Source organism: Streptomyces sp. Ag82_O1-12 (assembly GCF_900182715.1).
In the GTDB taxonomy this organism is placed as follows: domain Bacteria; phylum Actinomycetota; class Actinomycetes; order Streptomycetales; family Streptomycetaceae; genus Streptomyces; species Streptomyces massasporeus.
Genome location: NZ_FXUW01000001.1, coordinates 6,717,817 through 6,734,595, shown reverse-complemented (window position 1 = coordinate 6,734,595; position 16,779 = coordinate 6,717,817). Strand labels below are relative to the sequence as shown.

The following is a 16,779-nucleotide window of genomic DNA, read 5'->3' as shown; positions in this document are numbered from 1 at the left end:
GCTTTGTGATCAGTCAAGAGCGTGCTGGTCACGGTTTGTCACAGACCCGGGGCGGGTCTCAGCGTCTGCGCACCCCCGGCGACACGGCCACCCGGCCCGCCGCCCAGAACAGCGCCAGTGTGACGAGCGCCAGGACGGCCACCAGGGTGGCGCCGCCGACCACCTTCTCGTAGTCGCGCTGGTAGAGCCCGTCGACGATGTACCGGCCGAGGCCGCCCAGGCTGACGTACGCGGCGATGGTGGCCGTCGAGACGATCTGGATGGCGGCCGAGCGCAGACCGCTCAGGATCAGCGGCAGAGCGACCGGCAGTTCGACCTGGAAGAGGATCCGCGACTCGTGCATGCCCATGCCGCGTGCGGCGTCCACCGGGGAGGGGTCGACGGTGCGGACCGCTTCGTAGGTCGTGACCAGGATCGGCGGCACGGCGAGGATGACGAGGGGGATCATCACGGGCAGCAGGCCGAAGCCCATCATGATGACGATCAGCACCAGCAGGCCGAAACTGGGCAGCGCGCGGGCGGCGGTGGCGATGAACGCGAGGGCGTTGCCGCCCTTGCCGGTGTGTCCGGTCAGCAGGCCGACGGGCAGGCCGATCGCGGCGGCCAGGACCAGGGCCAGGGCCGAGTACTGGACGTGTTCGAGCAGGCGTTGCGGAATGCCGTCGTAGCCGTGCCAGTGGGCGCTGTCGCTGAAGAAGGCGTTGACGAAGTTCAGTACGTTCACCGGGTCACGTCCTGGGGGGCGGGCAGCTGCTGCCGCGTGCTCGGCTTCGGGCGCCTGCGGGTGCCGTTGGGCATCCACGGGGTCAGCACGACGCGGAGCAGCACCAGCAGGGCGTCGCACAGGATGGCCAGGACGGCCGTCGTGATCACGGAGTTCACGGCCAGCTCGGGGCGGTCGTACTTCTGCGCGTCGGCGAGCAGGTTGCCGAGGGCGCCCTGGTTGCCGATGAGCGTGCCGACGCTGACCAGGGAGATGCTGGAGACGGTGGCGACCCGGAGCCCGGCGATGATGGCGGGCACGGCGATCGGCAACTGCACCCGCGCGTAACGGCGTACGGGTCCGAACCCCATGGCGGTGGCCGCGGCCAGGGTCTCCTGCGGCACGGACCGCACCCCGTCGACGATGGCCGGGACGAGCACCACGAGGCTGTACACGGCCAGCGGGATCATCACGGTGAGCTCGGTCTGGCCGGTGTAGTCGATGAGGACGACGAAGAAGGCCAGCGACGGGACGGCGTAGAGGATGGTGGTCGCGCCGAGCACCGGCGGGTACAGCCAGCGGAAGCGGACACAGAGCTGGGCGAGCGGCAGCGCGAGCAGCAGCCCGGCCAGGACGGGCAGCAGGGCCTCGCGCAGATGCAGTCCGATCAGGCCGGCGTAGCTGTGCTGGAGGTCGCTCGGGATGTCGAAGAAGCCGTTCACGACGCGACCTCGGCCTCGTCGGCGTGGCCGGCGGCGTGGGCGCTGCGGATGGCCTCGCCGATGGTCTGCTGCGCGACCACGCCGGTCACCCGGCCGGTGTCGTCCACGGCGACGGCCCAGCCGGACGGGGAGAGCACGGCGCAGTCGAGGGCGGCCCGCAGGGAGTCGGTGCCGGGGACGAAGGGCCGGCCGTGCGGCCGGAGCCGGCCGGGGTCGATGTCGCCCGCCGTCAGGCCGTCCGGCTCGGCCCAGCCGAGGGGCCGTCCCCCGGCGTCGGTCACCAGGAGCCAGGCGGCGCCCGCGGCGGTGATCTGCTCGGCGGTGGCGTCCACCGGGATCACCGGGCCGGTCGTCAGCGGGAGTTCGGCGGAGGGGAAGAACGACAGCCGCCGGATGCCCCGGTCGGCTCCGAGGAAGTCCTCGACGAAGGCGTCGGCGGGGTTGGACAGCAGCTCGGCCGGGGGCGCGTACTGGGCGAGGTGACCGCCCTCGCGCATCACGGCGACCATCGTGCCGAGTTTGATCGCCTCGTCGATGTCATGGGTGACGAAGACAATGGTCTTGCCCAACTCGTCCTGGATGCGCAGCAGTTCGTCCTGGAGTCCCTTGCGCACCACCGGGTCGACCGCGGAGAACGGCTCGTCCATGAGCAGCACGGGCGGGTCGGCGGCGAGTGCCCGGGCCACGCCGACGCGCTGCTGCTGGCCGCCGGAGAGCTGGTACGGGTAGCGCTTGGCGAGTGCGGCGTCGAGGCCCACGCGCTCCATCAGCTCGGCCGCCCGGCCCCGGGCCTTCTGCTTGCCCCAGCCGAGCACGCGGGGCACGGTGGCGATGTTGTCGAGGATCGTGCGGTGCTGGAAGAGGCCGGCGTTCTGGATGACGTAACCCATGGACCGGCGCAGGGTGGTGACGGGGCGGCGCTGGATGTCCTCGCCGTCGAGGAGGATCGTTCCCTCGCTCGGTTCGACCATCCTGTTGATCATTCGCAGGGTGGTCGTCTTGCCGCAGCCCGAGGGTCCGACGAGGACGGTGATCGAGCGGTCGGGTATCTCCAGGGACAGCCGGTCGACAGCCACCGTGCCGTCCGGATAGCGCTTGGTGACTGATTCGATCCGTATCAAGGCGCCGGAGCCCTTCGGGTTGGCGGAAGCGTTGGCCATGGTCGTACGGGCTGTTTCCGGACGAGTCTAAAGCGTGGCGCAGAAGGCCGTGATGACGCAGCCCGAAGCGGGCTGCTGGTCCGTCGGCTCATGCGGCGAGGGGCGAGGTTGTGCATGCTAGCGACGGCCCGGACGGCGTGGTGGAGGCCGTTGCCGCGTTGGCGGCAGTCGCGGAGGATCATGTGGTTCTTCCACGAGAAGGTGTGCTCCACGCGGGCGCGGACCTTGCGGTGGGCGGGCGTTCCCCTGGACGACGCCACCACGCTCGTCGCCCTCGCCGAGGTCCTCGACGCCATCCCGCCCCGCGCAGCTGCCGGGGCCGCCGCTACCGCCTTGGTCCTCTCCTGGCCCCGAGGTGGAGGATCGAGAAGGACCCCGGCGCCGTCAGGGTTGGGCGGCATCCTGCAAGGGGAGCCTTTGTCCTGCGGGCCATTGACCGACGCGGGACCCCTGTGGTGTGAGCGGCCGTGGTCCGTGAGCCGCAGAGACTTCAGGGATGGAGTTGATGCCCGGTGGAACGACGCCTGCCGGTGGCGACGCACTGGGGCAGTTTCCTCGCCGTGGTCGATTCCGGTCGGCTGGTGCGCATCGAGCCCCGGGGCGATGACCCCACGCCGTCGCCCATCGGCCCCGGCATGGTGACGGCTGCCGAGGACAGCGCGCGGGTGCTGCGTCCCGCGGTGCGCAAGGAGTGGCTGAATGGCTTGCCGCGCGCCGATGACACGGCCAGAGGTGTGGACGCCTTCGTGGAGGTGAGCTGGGAAGCGCGCGGGTTCGCGACATCCTGGAGCCGGATGGGCCAGAACCCGCGCGTGGACCGCACACTGGGGCGTGAAGTGCGCGCGGGTCCGCCGTTTTTCCACGGACCATGGGGCGACTAACCCGGTTGCTGCTGGGGTGGCGGGTGGGTTGAATGACTGGCTATGAACCTGGCGCAGGCGGCCGAGTGGCTCGGGTTGGGGCAGTTACTGGATGTCCCGCAGCTGCTCAAGGATGACGAGCAGAGCCCGGTGTGGAAGGCCGTTACCGACTCCGGCTCATGGGTGGTAAAGATCGCCCAGCCCTGGGGTGACTTCTGGCTGCCCATGGCTGCCCAGGCAGGGGCGCTTGAAGCCGCCGCGTGGGAGATCGGTGTCGCGATGCCCGAGCCGCAATCGACGGCTCTGGGAGAAGCGGGTCTGTGGCGACCGATCGGGGACGGTTTCTACGCCCGCGCGGTGCGCTTCGTCGAGGGCTCGCATCCGTCCGGGCCGACGTCGGAACCGTTGGCGGCCTGGGCCGGCGGGCTCGTCGCTGACCTCGCACGGTGCGCGATTCCAGCCGACCCGGCCGTTGATGGCGACTACCGGTCGAACTCCCAGGAAGAGTGGGAGGAATGGTTCGCTCAGGCCGAACGCCTCGAAGTCCTCAGCGCCGAGCATGTCCGCATCTTCAAGCTGTCGGTGGAGCGGACAGAGGCCATGATCGAAGATCAGCAGGAGCTGTGGCGATCCAAGTTGGTCATGCATCGCGACATCCGGCACCAGAACATTCTGACCAGCTCCGGTGGACCAGTCCTGTTGGATTTCGATGCCGCCGGGGCGCAGGACCCCTGGTGGGAGCTGGTCTTCACCGCTTTCCATCTCGCAGGCTTCGACCGCGGCCTGGGGGTGCCCGAGCGCCGTACCGTCGAAGCGTGCCTCTCCGGGTATGTCGCTGCGGGAGGGGCAGTCGGGGCAGTCGATGAGTCGGCGTTCATCGGCATGTTCGCCGGACGCGTGGGAGCGGCAACTTGGCAGCTGTGGATGGCATGCGGCCACCGGGGCGGGAGTCCGGAGTACCAGGCCGGCTTCGCTCAGAGACTCAGGGAATCGGTGAACGCGATGGCCGTGATGCGCGAGGCCATGCCGACCTGGGCCACTTGGCTCAAGGCGTAAGCGGAGAACGCTGAGGACAAGGCTCCGCCAACAGATGAGGCTTGCGTCGGTGGGTGAATTCCTCCAGGTAGAGGGTGTGCCGCAGCATCCCGCGGCGGACTTTGAGAGTGCCGCGGGCAAGGTTGAGATCGGTGGTCTGAATCGTGCGAAGGTCTTCGCCAGGCAGCGCCTGAATGGCTCCTCAGGCGATGATCAGGCGGCCGAGCGGAGTCTTCGCTTGATCCATCAATCCGGCCAGAAGATCGTACGCACGGACTGCGGGAGTCCGTTTCGGCGGCCGACCGGCCGCTGACGGGTCGGATCCCGGAAAATTGGACCGCGCCGAGCTCCACCAGGCGGCCTCGGAGTTCTTCTACGGCAACGACCCCCAGGCCCCTGCCAACGACCTCTTCGGCAGGATCACCGCCTGACGGTCTCCGGATACGCCCCGGGGCCCGCGTGCTCACACCAGCGCCTGCGCCCCCGGCCGACGGCCGCGTGCGGGGTCGGTCGCGCAGGGCCCTGACCTGTACATGGAAGTCGTTCTCGAGGTCCCGGTGGCGTCGGGGCTCGATCCGGTCCGCCACCGCCGAGTCGGCGATCGCCACCTCCACCCGGGAATGGGGTGTCCACGGTCCCGGCCACCGGCGGGCGTCCGGGCAGGAGCAGACAGCCCCCATGGCACCCGCCGGGAGCTCTGTGCCCCTCCTCCCTTTCACCGCCTACGAGCGGCTGCGCGCCCGGGCTTCGATAGACACGGGCAGGCGCACGGTGAACACCGTCGCTCCCGGGGTGCTGGTCAGCTCGATGCGGCCGCCGTGGGCGCGGACCAGCGACTGGGCGACCGCCAGACCGAGCCCGCTGCCGCCGCGGTCGCGGCTGCGGGCCTTGTCGACGCGGTAGAAGCGGTCGAAGACCCGGTCCCGGTCGTCGGGCGGGATGCCCGGCCCGGTGTCGGCCACCCGCACCTCGGCGGCGCCGGGCACGGCGGCCACCTCCACCGACACCTTCGTGCCGGCCGGGGTGTGCACCGCGGCGTTGGTCAGGAGGTTGTCGACGACCTGCCGGATGCGCAGCGGGTCCATCGGCAGCGGCACCGGCCCCGGACCCGCGAGGACCGTCAGCGGATGGTCCGGGCGGCCCGCGCGGAAGGCGTCCGCGGCCTGGCCCACCAGCTCCACCAGGTCGGCGTCCTGCAACCGCAGCGGCGCCTCCACCTGAGCCGCGTCCAGCCGGGCGAGCAGCAGCAGGTCGTCCAGGAGGATGCCCATGCGGGCGGCCTCGGCGCGCAGCCGGGCCAGGTGCCGGTCGCGTTCCTCGGGGGCGTTGGCGGCGGCGTACTGGAAGAGGTCGGCGTAACCGCGCACCGACATCAGCGGGGTGCGCAGTTCGTGCGAGGCGTCGGCCACGAAGCGGCGCAGCCGCTGCTCGGCCTCGGCGCGCACGGCGAGGGAGTCGTCGATGTGCTCCAGCATCGTGTTGAACGCGGTGCGCAGTTCGTCCACCTCGGGCCCGCCGTCCCGGCCGTCGGCGCGCAGCGGCAGCCGGGCCGCCGACTCGGTCAGATCGTGCGAGGCGATGCCGTGCGCGGTGGACGCCATGTCGCTGAGCGGCTTCAGGCCGCGGCGCAGCATCCGGCGGCCGAAGACGACCAGGGCGAGCAACGCGAGGGCGAAGGTGACGACCTGGATCGTGATCAGCTGCCCGACGGTGTCCTCGATGTCCTCCAGGGGCGCGGCGCTGACCAGCACCACGCCGGGCTCGACCTGGCAGGCGCGCAGCCGGTAGGAGCCCGCGCCCCTGAGGTGCTCGGTGCGCAGGAGTTCGGTGTGCGCGGCGCTCTGGGCCCGGGCGAGGGAGGTGAAGTCGTCGACGTCCTTCGGCAGATCGGCGGGATCCTCGGGCCTGCGCAGCTCGGTCCTGCCGTCCGACACGTCGTACACGGCGTAGAACCAGCTGTAATACTTCTTGCCCGAGAGGGTGCCGTAGTCCGCGATGCTCTTGGACTGGGCGATCTGGGCCTGGGCGAGCTGGGTGTCGAGCTGGGCCGACAGGTAGTCCCGCATGTACGTGGTCAGGGCCGTGCCGACGACGGCGAACACGACCAGGGACAGGGCGCCGAGGCCGAGGGCCAGCCGGGTGCCGAGCCGCATGCGGCGGTAGGCCCGGCGCAGCCGGGCGATCACTCGGCGGCCTGCCGCAGCACGTACCCGAAGCCGCGCACGGTGTGGATCAGGGGCGCGCCGCCGTCGTCGGTCTCGTCGAGCTTGCGGCGCAGCCGGCTGACGACCAGCTCGACGACGTTGGAGCGGCCGCCGAAGCCGTACTCCCACACGTGGTCGAGGATCTGCGCCTTGGTGAGCACCGTGGGCGACTTGCGCATGAGGTAGCGCAGCACCTCGTACTCGGTCGGGGTCAGCGACAGCAGCCTCGCGCCGCGCCGCACCTCCCGGGTGTCCTCGTCCATCGTGAGGTCGCCGACCCGGAGCACGGACCGCTGGAAGGCGGGTCCGGCGCTGCGCCGCAGCACGGTCCGCAGCCGGGCCATCAGCTCCTCCACGGCGAACGGCTTGACCAGGTAGTCGTCGCCGCCCCGGGTGAGGCCGGCGACCCGGTCGGCGACGCCGTCGCGCGCGGTGAGGAACACCACCGGCACCATCGTGCCGGAGGCGCGCAGCCGGTCCAGGACGCCGAAGCCGTCCACGCCGGGCAGCATCAGGTCCAGCACCACGATGTCCGGGTGGAACTCGGCGGCCCGCTTCAGCGCGTCCTCCCCGGTGTACGCCGTGACCGCCTCCCAGCCCTCGTAGCGGGCGACGGTCGCGACGAGATCGGCGATGGGCGGGTCGTCGTCGACGACGAGAAGTCGTACTTTTTCCACGGGTTCATAGTGCTGCACGGGTCCCGTGCCGCCATAGCCGCGTGCCTCCTCGCCGCGGGATCGATAAAAACTCGAAAGTCGAGCGACAGCTTCCCGACAGCTCCCCCGCGCCAAGCTCGGTACCCCAGGAGCCGATCAAGGAGCTGCCGACCGTGACGACCCTCCGACAACCCCCCGTGGCGGCCCGCCCGGGCGTGCGCCCCTCAGTGGTGGGCCGCACCGGCCTGTACGCGGTGTTGCTCGCGAACGCCGTCGTGGTGGCCGTGTTCTTCGCGCAGGCCGGTTTCGCCTCGAACGCGCTGATCGTGCTGGGCCGGCTGACCGGCCTGTACGCGGCGCTGCTCATGGCGTTCCAGCTGCTGCTGGTGGCGCGACTGCCGTGGTTCGACCGGCGGATCGGCATGGACCGGCTGACGTCCTTCCACCGCTGGACCGGCTTCTCGGTGCTGTGGCTGCTGCTGTCGCACGTCGTGTTCATCGTCTTCGGCTACGCCCGGTCCTCGTCGCTGGACCCGGTGAACCAGCTGGTGGACCTCGCCGGGACGGTCGAGGGCGTGCTGCGGGCGATCGTCGCCCTGGCGATCATCCTCGTGGTCGGCGCGGTCTCGGCCCGCTACGCCCGGCGCCGGCTGGCCTACGAGACCTGGCACTTCATCCACCTGTACACCTACGTGGCGGTGGTGCTGGCGTTCACGCACCAGGTCGCCGCGGGGACGACGTTCGCCTCGTCGCCGGTGGCGACCGCCTACTGGTACGGCGTGTGGGGCCTGGCCCTGGCCTCGGTGTGCGCCGGCCGGCTGGTGCTGCCGCTGTGGCGCAACCTCCGCCACCGGCTCCGGGTGACGGCGGTCGTGCCCGAGAGCGACGACGTCGTGTCGGTCTACATCACGGGCCGCGACCTGGACCGGCTGCCCGCCCGGGCCGGTCAGTTCTTCCTGTGGCGGTTCCTGACGAAGGACCGCTGGTGGCAGGCGAACCCGTTCTCCCTGTCCGCCGCCCCCGACGGCCGCACCCTCCGTCTGACCGCCAAGCGGGCCGGTGACGGCAGCGCGGCCCTGCGGCACCTGAAGGTCGGCACCCGCGTGTTCGCCGAGGGCCCCTACGGCGCCTTCACCACCCTGCACCGCACCCGCCCCGACGCCGTGCTCATCGCCGGTGGCGTCGGTGTCACGCCGATCCGGGCCCTGCTGGAGGAACTGCACGGCCACGCGGTCGTGATCTACCGGGTGTCCACGGACCGGGAAGCCGTCCTCCACGACGAGCTGCGCGACCTCGCGCTCGCCCGGGGCGCCGAACTGCACCTGGTCACCGGCCCGCCCGTGCCCGACCGGCTGGCGCCGCGGGAGCTGGCCCGGCTGGTGCCGGACATCGCCGACCGGGACGTCTACCTGTGCGGCCCGCCGCCGATGATGAACGCCGTCCTCGGCAGCCTGCGCGAGCTGGGCGTGCCGGGGCCGCAGACCCACTTCGAACGCTTCAGCCTGGCCGGATGACGAGGAGACCGTCGTGAAACGAGCACTGCCCGTCCTCGTCCTGAGCGTCGCGGGCCTGATCCCCCTCTGGCGCTACGCCCCGTCGCACGACACCAGGTCGTCCCAGGCCGCCGCGGCGCCCGCCTCGACGCCCTCGGTCTCGTCGTCGGGCGGCACCACCTCCACGGTGGTCTCGGGGTCCACCGTCGACACCGAGAAGGGGCCGGTGCAGGTCGAGGTCACCTTCGACGGCGACCGGATCGCCTCGGTGCGGATGCTGCGGCAGCCGGACCATCCGCAGACCACGGCCGCGGTGCCGCGGCTGATCGAGGAGACCCTCCAGGCACAGAGCGCCGACGTCGACACCGTGTCCGGCGCGACCATCACCAGCGACGGCTACAAGGAGTCGCTCCAGGCCGCCATCGACGCGAGGGGCTGAGGGGCATGCGCCGCGTCGAGCACGTCATGGGGTTCCCGGTGTCGGTGCGGATCGACGACGAGGATTTCCCCGGGGCCCCGGTGGACGACCTGTTCGCCTGGCTGCGCGAGGTCGACGCGCGGTTCAGCCCGTTCCGCCCCGACAGCGAGGTGTCCCGGCTGGACCGGGGCGAGGTGCGCGCGCCGAGTCCGGCGCTCCGCGAGGTCCTGGACCTGTGCGAGGAGTACCGGATCGCGACCGGGGGCGCCTTCGACGTCCGCCTCCCGGGCCGCCGCCTCGACCCCTGCGCGGTGGTGAAGGGCTGGTCGGTGCAGAAAGGAGCGGACCTGCTGTCGGCGGCCGGTGCGACGCGCTTCTGCCTCAACGCCGGCGGCGACGTGATCGCCTCCGGCGGCCCCTGGCGCGTGGGCGTACGCCATCCCGAGCACGCCGACCGGCTCTGCACGGTCCTGGACGTCACGGACCGGGCCGTGGCGACCTCCGCCCGCTACGAACGCGGCGACCACATCCTCGACGGCCGCTCCGGCCGCCCCGCGACCGGCCTCCTCAGCATGACGGTGGTGGCCCCGACCCTGACGGAGGCGGACACGGTCGCGACGGCGGCGTTCGCCCTCGGCGCGCAGGGCGTGGCGTGGGCGGCGGCCCGCGAGAACTGCGAGGTGTTCGCGGTGGACGCGGGCAGGCGGGTACGGCGGAGTGCGGGGTTCCCGGGGGTGGCGGGCCCGGTCGTGGCGGCGTGATCCGGTGGCGCCGGTCAACTGTCCGGCAGACCCTCCCCTGGAAGCCTGACGGCGGTACGAAAGGCAGGCTTCCGGTGACCGCGTGCGAGTAGGCCGGCAGCGGGCCGGGGGCCGAGCCCGGCCCGCCCGCTCCCCCTCCGGGACGGCGCGGCTCACGCCCCTGACGCGATGCCCGGCGAACCGGCGGCCGGAACTCCCCGGGCCGGAGGGACGGTTGCTCTGACTACTCCTCCCGCAGCACCTTGACGTCCCACGGTCCGAGCGGCACCGCGTCGGCGTACACGGCGTCCGACAGCGCGTCCCGCAGGGCCGCCGGCACCGGTACGGAGACCTCCTCCCACGACCAGTTGTGCAGGAAACGCACGCGACGCCCGTCCCGGGCGGTCGCCGAGGTCGCCGTGACGCTCGGGTGGGCGGGACGCCAGGCGCCGTCCGGGGCGTACCGGGCGAACAGCGCCCGGGCGAAGGCGGGGTCGGGCACGGTGCCCACGTAGGTGATGCGTCCCGCGCCGTGGCGGTGCGTGGTGGCGGCGGGCCAGCGGCCGAAGTGCGGGTGCTCGTACGCCGCCAGGGTCTCGGCGCCCCGCGTCGACAGCCCGTCCGCCCAGTGCAGTGCGTGCGCGCCCGGCGGGAGGGGGAGCAGGTCCGTGCCGGCGACGGGCAGCGGGTCGCGCAGGTTGCTGAACTCGTCGTACGTCACCCCGGCCGCCTCGGCCAGCCGGCCCGGCTGGAGGTCGGTGCGGGCCCGGGCCTCGGTGTCGCCGTAGCCGGTGCGGGGTCCGAGGACGAGATGGCCGCCGGCCTCGGCGTGGGCGCGCAGCCGGTCGAGGACCACGTCGTCGGCGGCGTAGTAGGCGGGGACGACCAGCAGGGGCGGCAGCTCGGCGTCCGGGAGCTGCCCGGGGTGCAGGACGCGGGCCTGGAGCCCGGCGTCGAAGGCCCCCTGGTAGAACGCGTCGAAGATCCTCTCGTACGACCTCCCGTCCGGGCCTCCGTCGGCGTCGGCCAGCGGCGGCTGGCCCTGGAGCGCCCACTTGCTGGGGCCGTCGTAGAGGAAGGCCACGTCGGCGTCCGGGGTGAGGGCCGAGACCAGATCGCCCGCCTGCTCCAACTCGCCGCCCAGTGCTGCCAGTTCGCGGTAGACACGGCCGGGTCGGCCGTTGTGCGGGAGGATCCCGCCCCAGTAGGTCTCGGTGCCGAAGTGCAGGGTGTGCCAGTGCCAGTACTCGATCATCGAGGCGCCGCGGGAGATCAGCGCCCAGGCGGCCTGGCGCCACTGGCCGTCGTAGGCGGGGCGGTTGTCCCACGGCCCGCCGATGGCCTGCGCGTCGGTCTCGGTGACCAGGAAGGGCTCCTGGCGGGAGGAGTACATGCGGTCGGCGCTGCGGTACAGCGCCCAGGTGCCGTTGGTCGTCCAGTGCTGTCCGCCGACGCCGGTGTCCGGCAGCGCGAGGGCGTCCTGCATCGTGTAGTACGGGTTGCCCGCGGTGACGTCGAGGCGGTCGGTGAGCCTGTCGTCCTCGACGCCCTGGCGGTCGTAGGAGATGCACGTCGTGACGAACTGGCCGGGGCGGGCGTACTCGCGCACGATGTCCGCCTGCCAGGCTATGAACTCCGTGACCAGCCGAGCCTGGAAGCGCCGCCAGGCCAGGTCGTACTGCGGCTGGGCGTTGCCGTCCGGGGTCCACAGGTCGGACCAGGTGGACAGCCGGTGCGACCAGTAGACCAGGCCCCACTCGCGGTTGAGGGTCTCCACGTCGCCGTATCGTGCGCGCAGTTCGTCGGTGAAGCGCTGGAAGACGCCGTGGTTGTGGAAGAGGTGCAGGCCGGGTTCGTTGTCGACCTGCCAGCCGATGACCGCGGGGTGGCTCGCGTAGCGTTCGGCGACCTTGCGGATGATCCGCTCGGCGTGGAAGCGGAACGCGGGGTGCGTGAAGTCGACCTCCTGCCGGGCGCCCCAGCCGATGCGCTCACCCGTGCGGGACTCGCCCGCGATCTCCGGGTACTGCCGGGCCAGCCAGGGCGGTACCGCGTACGTCGGCGTCCCGAGGATCACGGAGATGCCCCGCTCGTGGGCGCCGTCCAGGACCGGCTGGAGCCAGTCGAGGTCGAAACGCCCGTTCTCGGGCTCCCAGGTGGACCAGACGGACTCCCCGACCCGGATGACGGTGAAACGGGCCTCGGCCATCAGGTCGAGGTCGTCCTTGAGGCGGTCGTACGGCTGGTACTCGTGGTAGTAGGCGGCACCGAACAGCACGCGCCGGGGCAGCTCGAACATGTCTCTCCTCCAAAGGAGTTGATGGGACGTCAGCCCTTGACCGCGCCCGTGGAGAGCCCTTCGAGGAGCTGCTTGCGCAGCAGCACGAAGAGGGCCACGGCGGGCAGGACGGCGAGGACCGCTCCGGCGAGCACGAGGTCGTACTGCCGCTGTTCCGACACGAACAGGGTCTGCAGGCCCAGCGGCAGGGTGTACTGGGAGCTGTCGGAGACCAGCACCAGCGGCCACAGGAAGCTGTTGTAGCTCTGCAGGAACTGCCAGACGCCGAGCGCTCCCAGCGCGGGCCGCAGCAGCGGCAGCACGATGGTCCGGAAGATGCCGAACTCGCTCGCCCCGTCGATCCGGGCGGCCTCCAGCACCGAGTCCGGGATGGACTGCACGATGTACTGCTGCATCATGAAGATCCCGAACGCGGGCGCCACCCACGGCACGATCAGCGCGAACCAGGGGCTGCCGAGCCCGGTCTTCACCAGGATCACGAACAGCGGCACGAGGATCACCGCGAACGGTATCGACAGCGAGCTGAACATGACGTTGAACAGCAGCCGCTTCCCCGCGAAGCGGAACTTGGCGAAGCCGTAGCCGGCGAGCGCGCACACGAAGACGGACACGACCGTCGCGACGACGGCGACGACCGTGCTCATCAGGAACCAGCGGCCGAAGGGCTGTTCGGTGAGCAGGGTGCGGTAGTTGTCCAGCGTGAAGGGGTCCGGGAGAAGTTCCGGCGGGTAGCCGAAGATCTCGCCGCGCGGTTTGAACGAGCCGCTCAGCGCCCACACCAGCGGGGCGAGGAACCCCACGAGCAGCAGGAGCAGGAAGGCGTGGAGCGGCAGGCGGGCGCGTGTCATGAGGCGGCCCTCCCGATGCCGAGGAGACGGTTGACGAGCCGGCTGAGGCCGAAGACGAGGACGAACAGCACGACCGCGGCGGCCGCGGCGTAGCCGAACTGCTGGCGCTGGAAGGCGGCCCGGTAGATGAACATGGTCACCGAGAGGGTGGACTCGGCCGGTCCGCCGCCGGTGAGCAGATACGGCTCCTCGAAGATCTGGGCCGCGCAGATGAAGGAGGTGACGACGACGAACGCCGTCACCGGCTTCAGCGCCGGCAGGGTGACGGTGGTGAAGGTGCGCAGCCTGCCCGCCCCGTCGAGTGCGGCGGCCTCGTACAGCTCCCGGGGCACGTTCTGGAGCCCGGCGAGGAAGAAGACGGTGAGGTAGCCGGTCCAGCGCCACAGCATGACCAGGGCGATGCTCACCCTGGCCAGGTCCGGATCGCCGAGCCAGTCGACCCCGCCGGAGCCGAACAGCGCGCGCAGCACCGCGTTGGCGAGCCCGAACTGCCGGTCGAAGACCAGCCCGAAGACGAGCGCGACGAGGATCGGCGACACCACGATCGGCACGAAGTAGGCGGTCCGCCACAGGTCGCGCAGGCGCAGCCCCCGGGTGTTGAGCGCCTGGGCGATGAGCAGGGCGAGCGGGACGACCAGACAGACGGCGACCAGCACGAACACGGCGGTGTTGCCGAGGGCCCGGTGGAAGCTGATGTCGGTGGCGAGCAGCCGGTAGTTGCGCAGCCCCACCCAGCGGGGCGTCCCGAGCCCGACCCACTCGGTGAGACTCAGCCACACCGAGACCCCGATGGGGACCAGCATGAACAGGGCGTAGAGGAGATAGAAGGGCGAGATGAAGAGGTAGGGCGCCCAGCTTCTGCGGGGCCGGTGCCTCTCCCGGCCAGGGTCGCTGTGCCCACGGGCGGTTCCGGGCGCCCCGGCAAGGGTGGTGGTCATGGTGGGTTACTCCTGATCCGCCGAGTTCGGCAGCGCCCCAAAGGGGCGCGGGGAACTGCGCGACAAGCCACAACGGCGCCGCAGACGACTCACCGCCCGGCCTGGTCATGAAAATCCGCAGCCGTCTGCTTCAGCGCCTGCCGAGGCGACAGATCCCCGTGATAAGCCCGCAGCAGATTCCCCCCGAGCACGTCGTAGAGAATCGACTGGTCGGGGCTCTGATGAAACGGCGGAACATCCGGAAGCAGCGACCGGTACAGCCCGAACAGCCGCTGCCCGCCGCAGAACTCGTCCTCGTACGCCCCCAGCCGCGCGTCCTCGTACACCGACCGCCGCGTGGGCAGATAGCCGGTCTCGGTGAACCGCCGCACCTGTCCCTCGCGCGTGAGCCAGGTCCTGAAGAGGAACTCCGTCGCCGCCCGGGTGTTGGCCTTGTCCTCGACGACGCCGAACCCGGTGCCGCCGAGCGCGGCGGTCACCCCGCCGCCGCCCGTGAACCGCGGCAGCGCCCGCACCCGCCACCTGCCCTTCTGCTCGGGCACGTTGGTCACCAGGCCGTAGTTCTTGTACCAGATGGCCATGGGCAGTCCGATGACCCGGCCGGCCTTCAGCGCGGTCTGCATACCGGCCCCGTAGTAGTCGGAGACCTCGACGACGAAGCCGCTGCGCAGCCCCTCGCAGAGGAACCGCAGCACCTCCTCGGCCTCCGGTGAGTCCAGGACCAGCGAGCCGTCGGCGTCGAAGAAGGCGCCGCCGCGCTGGTAGAGCAGCATCTGGAAGGACTGCACGACCTGGCCCGGATCGCTGCCCACCGTGGAGACGACGCACATCGACGCCCCGTGGTCCCGGTGCACCCGCGCACCGGCCTCGGCGAACTCCTCCCAGGTCGCCATCGACCCGGGCAGGCCGTACTTCTCGAAGAGGTCCCGGCGGTGGAAGTACACGACCATCGGGGTGTCCGAGTCGAAGGCGTAGACGCGGCCGTCCCGGCTGAAGGGGGCGGTGCGGGCCGGCAGCAGGTCCTCCTTCAGCCCGGGCACGGCCTCGATGTCGGGGGTGAAGTCGTGCAGCAGGCGCTCGGCGATGTCGCCGCGCAGCATGCGGGGGAAGCTGCCGATCTCGAAGCCGACGAGGTCGGGTGTTCCGCGTCCGGCGACGGCCTGGGCGAGCAGCTTGGTGACGATGTCGGGGGCGCCGGCGCGGGTGACCTTCAGGTGGTAGCGGAAGTCGCCGGTGCGGTCGGCGTCCGGGATGCCCTTCTCGAAGAACGTCTCGTAGCCCGGGTCGTGGGTCCACAGGCCGAGGGTGACGTCGCCGGAGGTGCGGGGCGTGATGCTGCCGCCGCCGCAGGCGGTCAGGGCGGTGGCCGTGCCGAGGCCGAGGGCACCGCGCAGCAGGGCGCGGCGGGTCGCGGGGGCGGGTGCTGCCGGGAGGTACGACACGTGACTCCTCACGTGGGGCGGCTACGGGCGGGGGTGCGCGGGGTCCGGGTCGCGTACCGGCCCGGTCGAGGCCCGTACGGTCAACTCGACCGCCCGGCCGTCCGGTCCGGCCGGTGCGGGGCGGCCCTCGATCAGGGCGATCAGTACGTCGACGGCGCGGTCGGCGACGGCGGCGAAGTTCTGCCGGACGGTGGTCAGCGGCGGGAAGAGGTGGGCGGCCGCGGGGATGTCGTCGTAGCCGACGACGCTCACGTCATCGGGGACGGCGCGGCCGGCGTCGGCGAACGCGTGCAGGGCGCCGATGGCCATGTCGTCGTTGGCGACGAACACCGCCGTGACATCGGCGAGAGGGGCGAGCTGCCGGCCGGCGGCGTATCCGGAGTCCGGGCTCCAGTCGCCCGGCGACGGCAGTGGCGGCTCGGGGGCCCCGGCGGCGCCGAGTGCCTCGCGCCAGCCGCGCAGCCGGTCGCGGGCGGCCCACCAGTCCTGCGGGCCGGGTATGTGCCAGACGGTGCGGTGGCCGAGGGACAGCAGGTGTTCGGTGGCGAGCCGGGCGGCCGCGACGCCGTCGGCGCCGACCACGGCCCCGGCACCGGGCGCGAGTTCGACGCCCTCCCCGAGGCTGACCACGGGCACGTCCGCGGTGAGCCGCAGCGGGGTGCCGTCGTCGATCGGCTCGGACAGCACGATCCCGTCCACGCCCTGCTCCAGCAGCGCGTCCACGGCGACCGAGACCCGCTGCCCCTCCAGGGTGCTGGCGAGGGCCACGGAGTAGCCGGCCCGCTGCATGGCCCGTTCCAGGGCGATGAGCAGGGTCGAGGGGCCATAGAGCGAACTGCCCAGCGAGACCACGCCGATGCGCCGGTAGCGGCCCAGGAGCAGGGCGCGGGCCGCGGTGTTGGGGCGGTAGTCGAGGTCGCGGACGGCCCTCAGTACCCGCTCGCGCACCTCGGGGCTGACGTGCGGTTCGCCGTTGACGACCCGCGACACGGTCTTCTGCGACACCCCGGCGGCCCGGGCGACCTCGGTCATCCCGGGCCCTCGGCGGCGTCGCCCAGCGGCGGCTCCGGTCGTCGACATGAGGGCTCCCCGGGGGTGGCGGCCGACAGCGTGGACTACGCGGTCACCCATCCCTCGCCGAGGGAAAGGGCTTGCTTGACTACGTAGTCAGGCCAGTGTGGGGATCCGGGTGGGCGACGTCAATGACCCTGACGGCACCGGAGTTCTCCTGCGGAAGTCCTGGATGAGGATCGACGCGGTG

General features: G+C 71.7%; 15 protein-coding genes and 1 pseudogene. 5 read left to right on the top strand and 11 right to left on the bottom strand.

The window, feature by feature from the left end; all coding sequences use genetic code 11:
- Positions 1-58: 58 nt before the first annotated feature.
- From QOL88_RS30760 to QOL88_RS30745, 4 genes and pseudogenes are all read right to left on the bottom strand, one after another.
- The gene (locus tag QOL88_RS30760) at positions 59-724 is read right to left on the bottom strand and encodes an ABC transporter permease (RefSeq protein WP_097221534.1); all 666 of its coding nucleotides are present in this window, start codon (positions 722-724) and stop codon (positions 59-61) included.
- On the bottom strand, positions 721-1,425 hold the full coding sequence (locus QOL88_RS30755) for an ABC transporter permease (RefSeq protein WP_097221533.1): 705 nt from the start codon (positions 1,423-1,425) through the stop codon (positions 721-723). The genes QOL88_RS30760 and QOL88_RS30755 overlap by 4 nt, the downstream gene beginning before the upstream one ends.
- Positions 1,422-2,546, bottom strand: coding sequence for an ABC transporter ATP-binding protein (locus tag QOL88_RS30750; protein ID WP_179879154.1), 1,125 nt, complete (start codon positions 2,544-2,546; stop codon positions 1,422-1,424). Before QOL88_RS30750 ends, QOL88_RS30755 begins: the two co-directional genes overlap by 4 nt.
- Positions 2,547-2,686: 140 nt before the next feature.
- A pseudogene (locus tag QOL88_RS30745) lies at positions 2,687-2,818 on the bottom strand (IS5/IS1182 family transposase); the annotation flags it as partial.
- Between the two features lie 279 nt (positions 2,819-3,097).
- Between QOL88_RS30745 and QOL88_RS30740 the strand changes: the two are divergent.
- On the top strand, positions 3,098-3,466 hold the full coding sequence (locus tag QOL88_RS30740) for a hypothetical protein (RefSeq protein ID WP_257027938.1): 369 nt from the start codon (positions 3,098-3,100) through the stop codon (positions 3,464-3,466).
- Positions 3,467-3,508: 42 nt separating this feature from the next.
- The gene (locus QOL88_RS30735) at positions 3,509-4,501 is read left to right on the top strand and encodes a phosphotransferase (protein ID WP_097221531.1); all 993 of its coding nucleotides are present in this window, start codon (positions 3,509-3,511) and stop codon (positions 4,499-4,501) included.
- 701 nt (positions 4,502-5,202) lie between these two features.
- On the opposite strand, the gene QOL88_RS30730 is transcribed toward QOL88_RS30735, so the two are convergent.
- Together QOL88_RS30730 and QOL88_RS30725 are read right to left on the bottom strand one after the other, a co-directional pair.
- Complete coding sequence (locus QOL88_RS30730) at positions 5,203-6,666, bottom strand: sensor histidine kinase (protein WP_097221530.1); 1,464 nt, start codon at positions 6,664-6,666, stop codon at positions 5,203-5,205.
- Entirely contained in the window at positions 6,663-7,361 is a 699-nt protein-coding gene (locus QOL88_RS30725) for a response regulator transcription factor (protein WP_030838894.1), read from the bottom strand. The genes QOL88_RS30730 and QOL88_RS30725 overlap by 4 nt, the downstream gene beginning before the upstream one ends.
- Positions 7,362-7,567: 206 nt before the next feature.
- Between QOL88_RS30725 and QOL88_RS30720 the strand changes: the two genes are divergently transcribed.
- Genes QOL88_RS30720 through QOL88_RS30710 form a run of 3 tightly spaced genes read left to right on the top strand, consistent with a single transcriptional unit; the run spans position 7,568 to position 10,012 of the window.
- Positions 7,568-8,854 (top strand): ferredoxin reductase family protein, encoded by a 1,287-nt coding sequence (locus QOL88_RS30720; protein WP_097223249.1) that lies wholly within the window; start codon positions 7,568-7,570, stop codon positions 8,852-8,854.
- 13 nt (positions 8,855-8,867) lie between these two features.
- Positions 8,868-9,272 carry an FMN-binding protein gene (locus QOL88_RS30715; RefSeq protein ID WP_097221529.1) on the top strand — a complete coding sequence of 135 codons (405 nt, stop codon included), beginning with the start codon at positions 8,868-8,870 and terminating at the stop codon, positions 9,270-9,272.
- A gap of 5 nt (positions 9,273-9,277) precedes the next feature.
- Positions 9,278-10,012, top strand: coding sequence for an FAD:protein FMN transferase (locus tag QOL88_RS30710; RefSeq protein ID WP_097221528.1), 735 nt, complete (start codon positions 9,278-9,280; stop codon positions 10,010-10,012).
- Positions 10,013-10,235: 223 nt separating this feature from the next.
- Here QOL88_RS30710 and QOL88_RS30705 read toward each other — a convergent pair whose 3' ends face one another.
- The 5 genes from QOL88_RS30705 to QOL88_RS30685 all read right to left on the bottom strand — a co-directional run bounded on the left by QOL88_RS30705 (position 10,236) and on the right by QOL88_RS30685 (position 16,550).
- Positions 10,236-12,290, bottom strand: a complete 2,055-nt coding sequence (locus QOL88_RS30705; protein WP_097221527.1) for a beta-galactosidase — start codon at positions 12,288-12,290, stop codon at positions 10,236-10,238.
- Between the two features lie 29 nt (positions 12,291-12,319).
- Entirely contained in the window at positions 12,320-13,138 is an 819-nt protein-coding gene (locus QOL88_RS30700; RefSeq protein ID WP_097221526.1) for a carbohydrate ABC transporter permease, read from the bottom strand.
- The gene (locus tag QOL88_RS30695) at positions 13,135-14,076 is read right to left on the bottom strand and encodes a carbohydrate ABC transporter permease (protein ID WP_097221525.1); all 942 of its coding nucleotides are present in this window, start codon (positions 14,074-14,076) and stop codon (positions 13,135-13,137) included. The genes QOL88_RS30700 and QOL88_RS30695 overlap by 4 nt, the downstream gene beginning before the upstream one ends.
- A gap of 89 nt (positions 14,077-14,165) precedes the next feature.
- Entirely contained in the window at positions 14,166-15,518 is a 1,353-nt protein-coding gene (locus tag QOL88_RS30690) for an ABC transporter substrate-binding protein (protein ID WP_097221524.1), read from the bottom strand.
- A gap of 21 nt (positions 15,519-15,539) precedes the next feature.
- Positions 15,540-16,550, bottom strand: a complete 1,011-nt coding sequence (locus QOL88_RS30685) for a LacI family DNA-binding transcriptional regulator (protein WP_097221523.1) — start codon at positions 16,548-16,550, stop codon at positions 15,540-15,542.
- Positions 16,551-16,779: the final 229 nt, after the last annotated feature.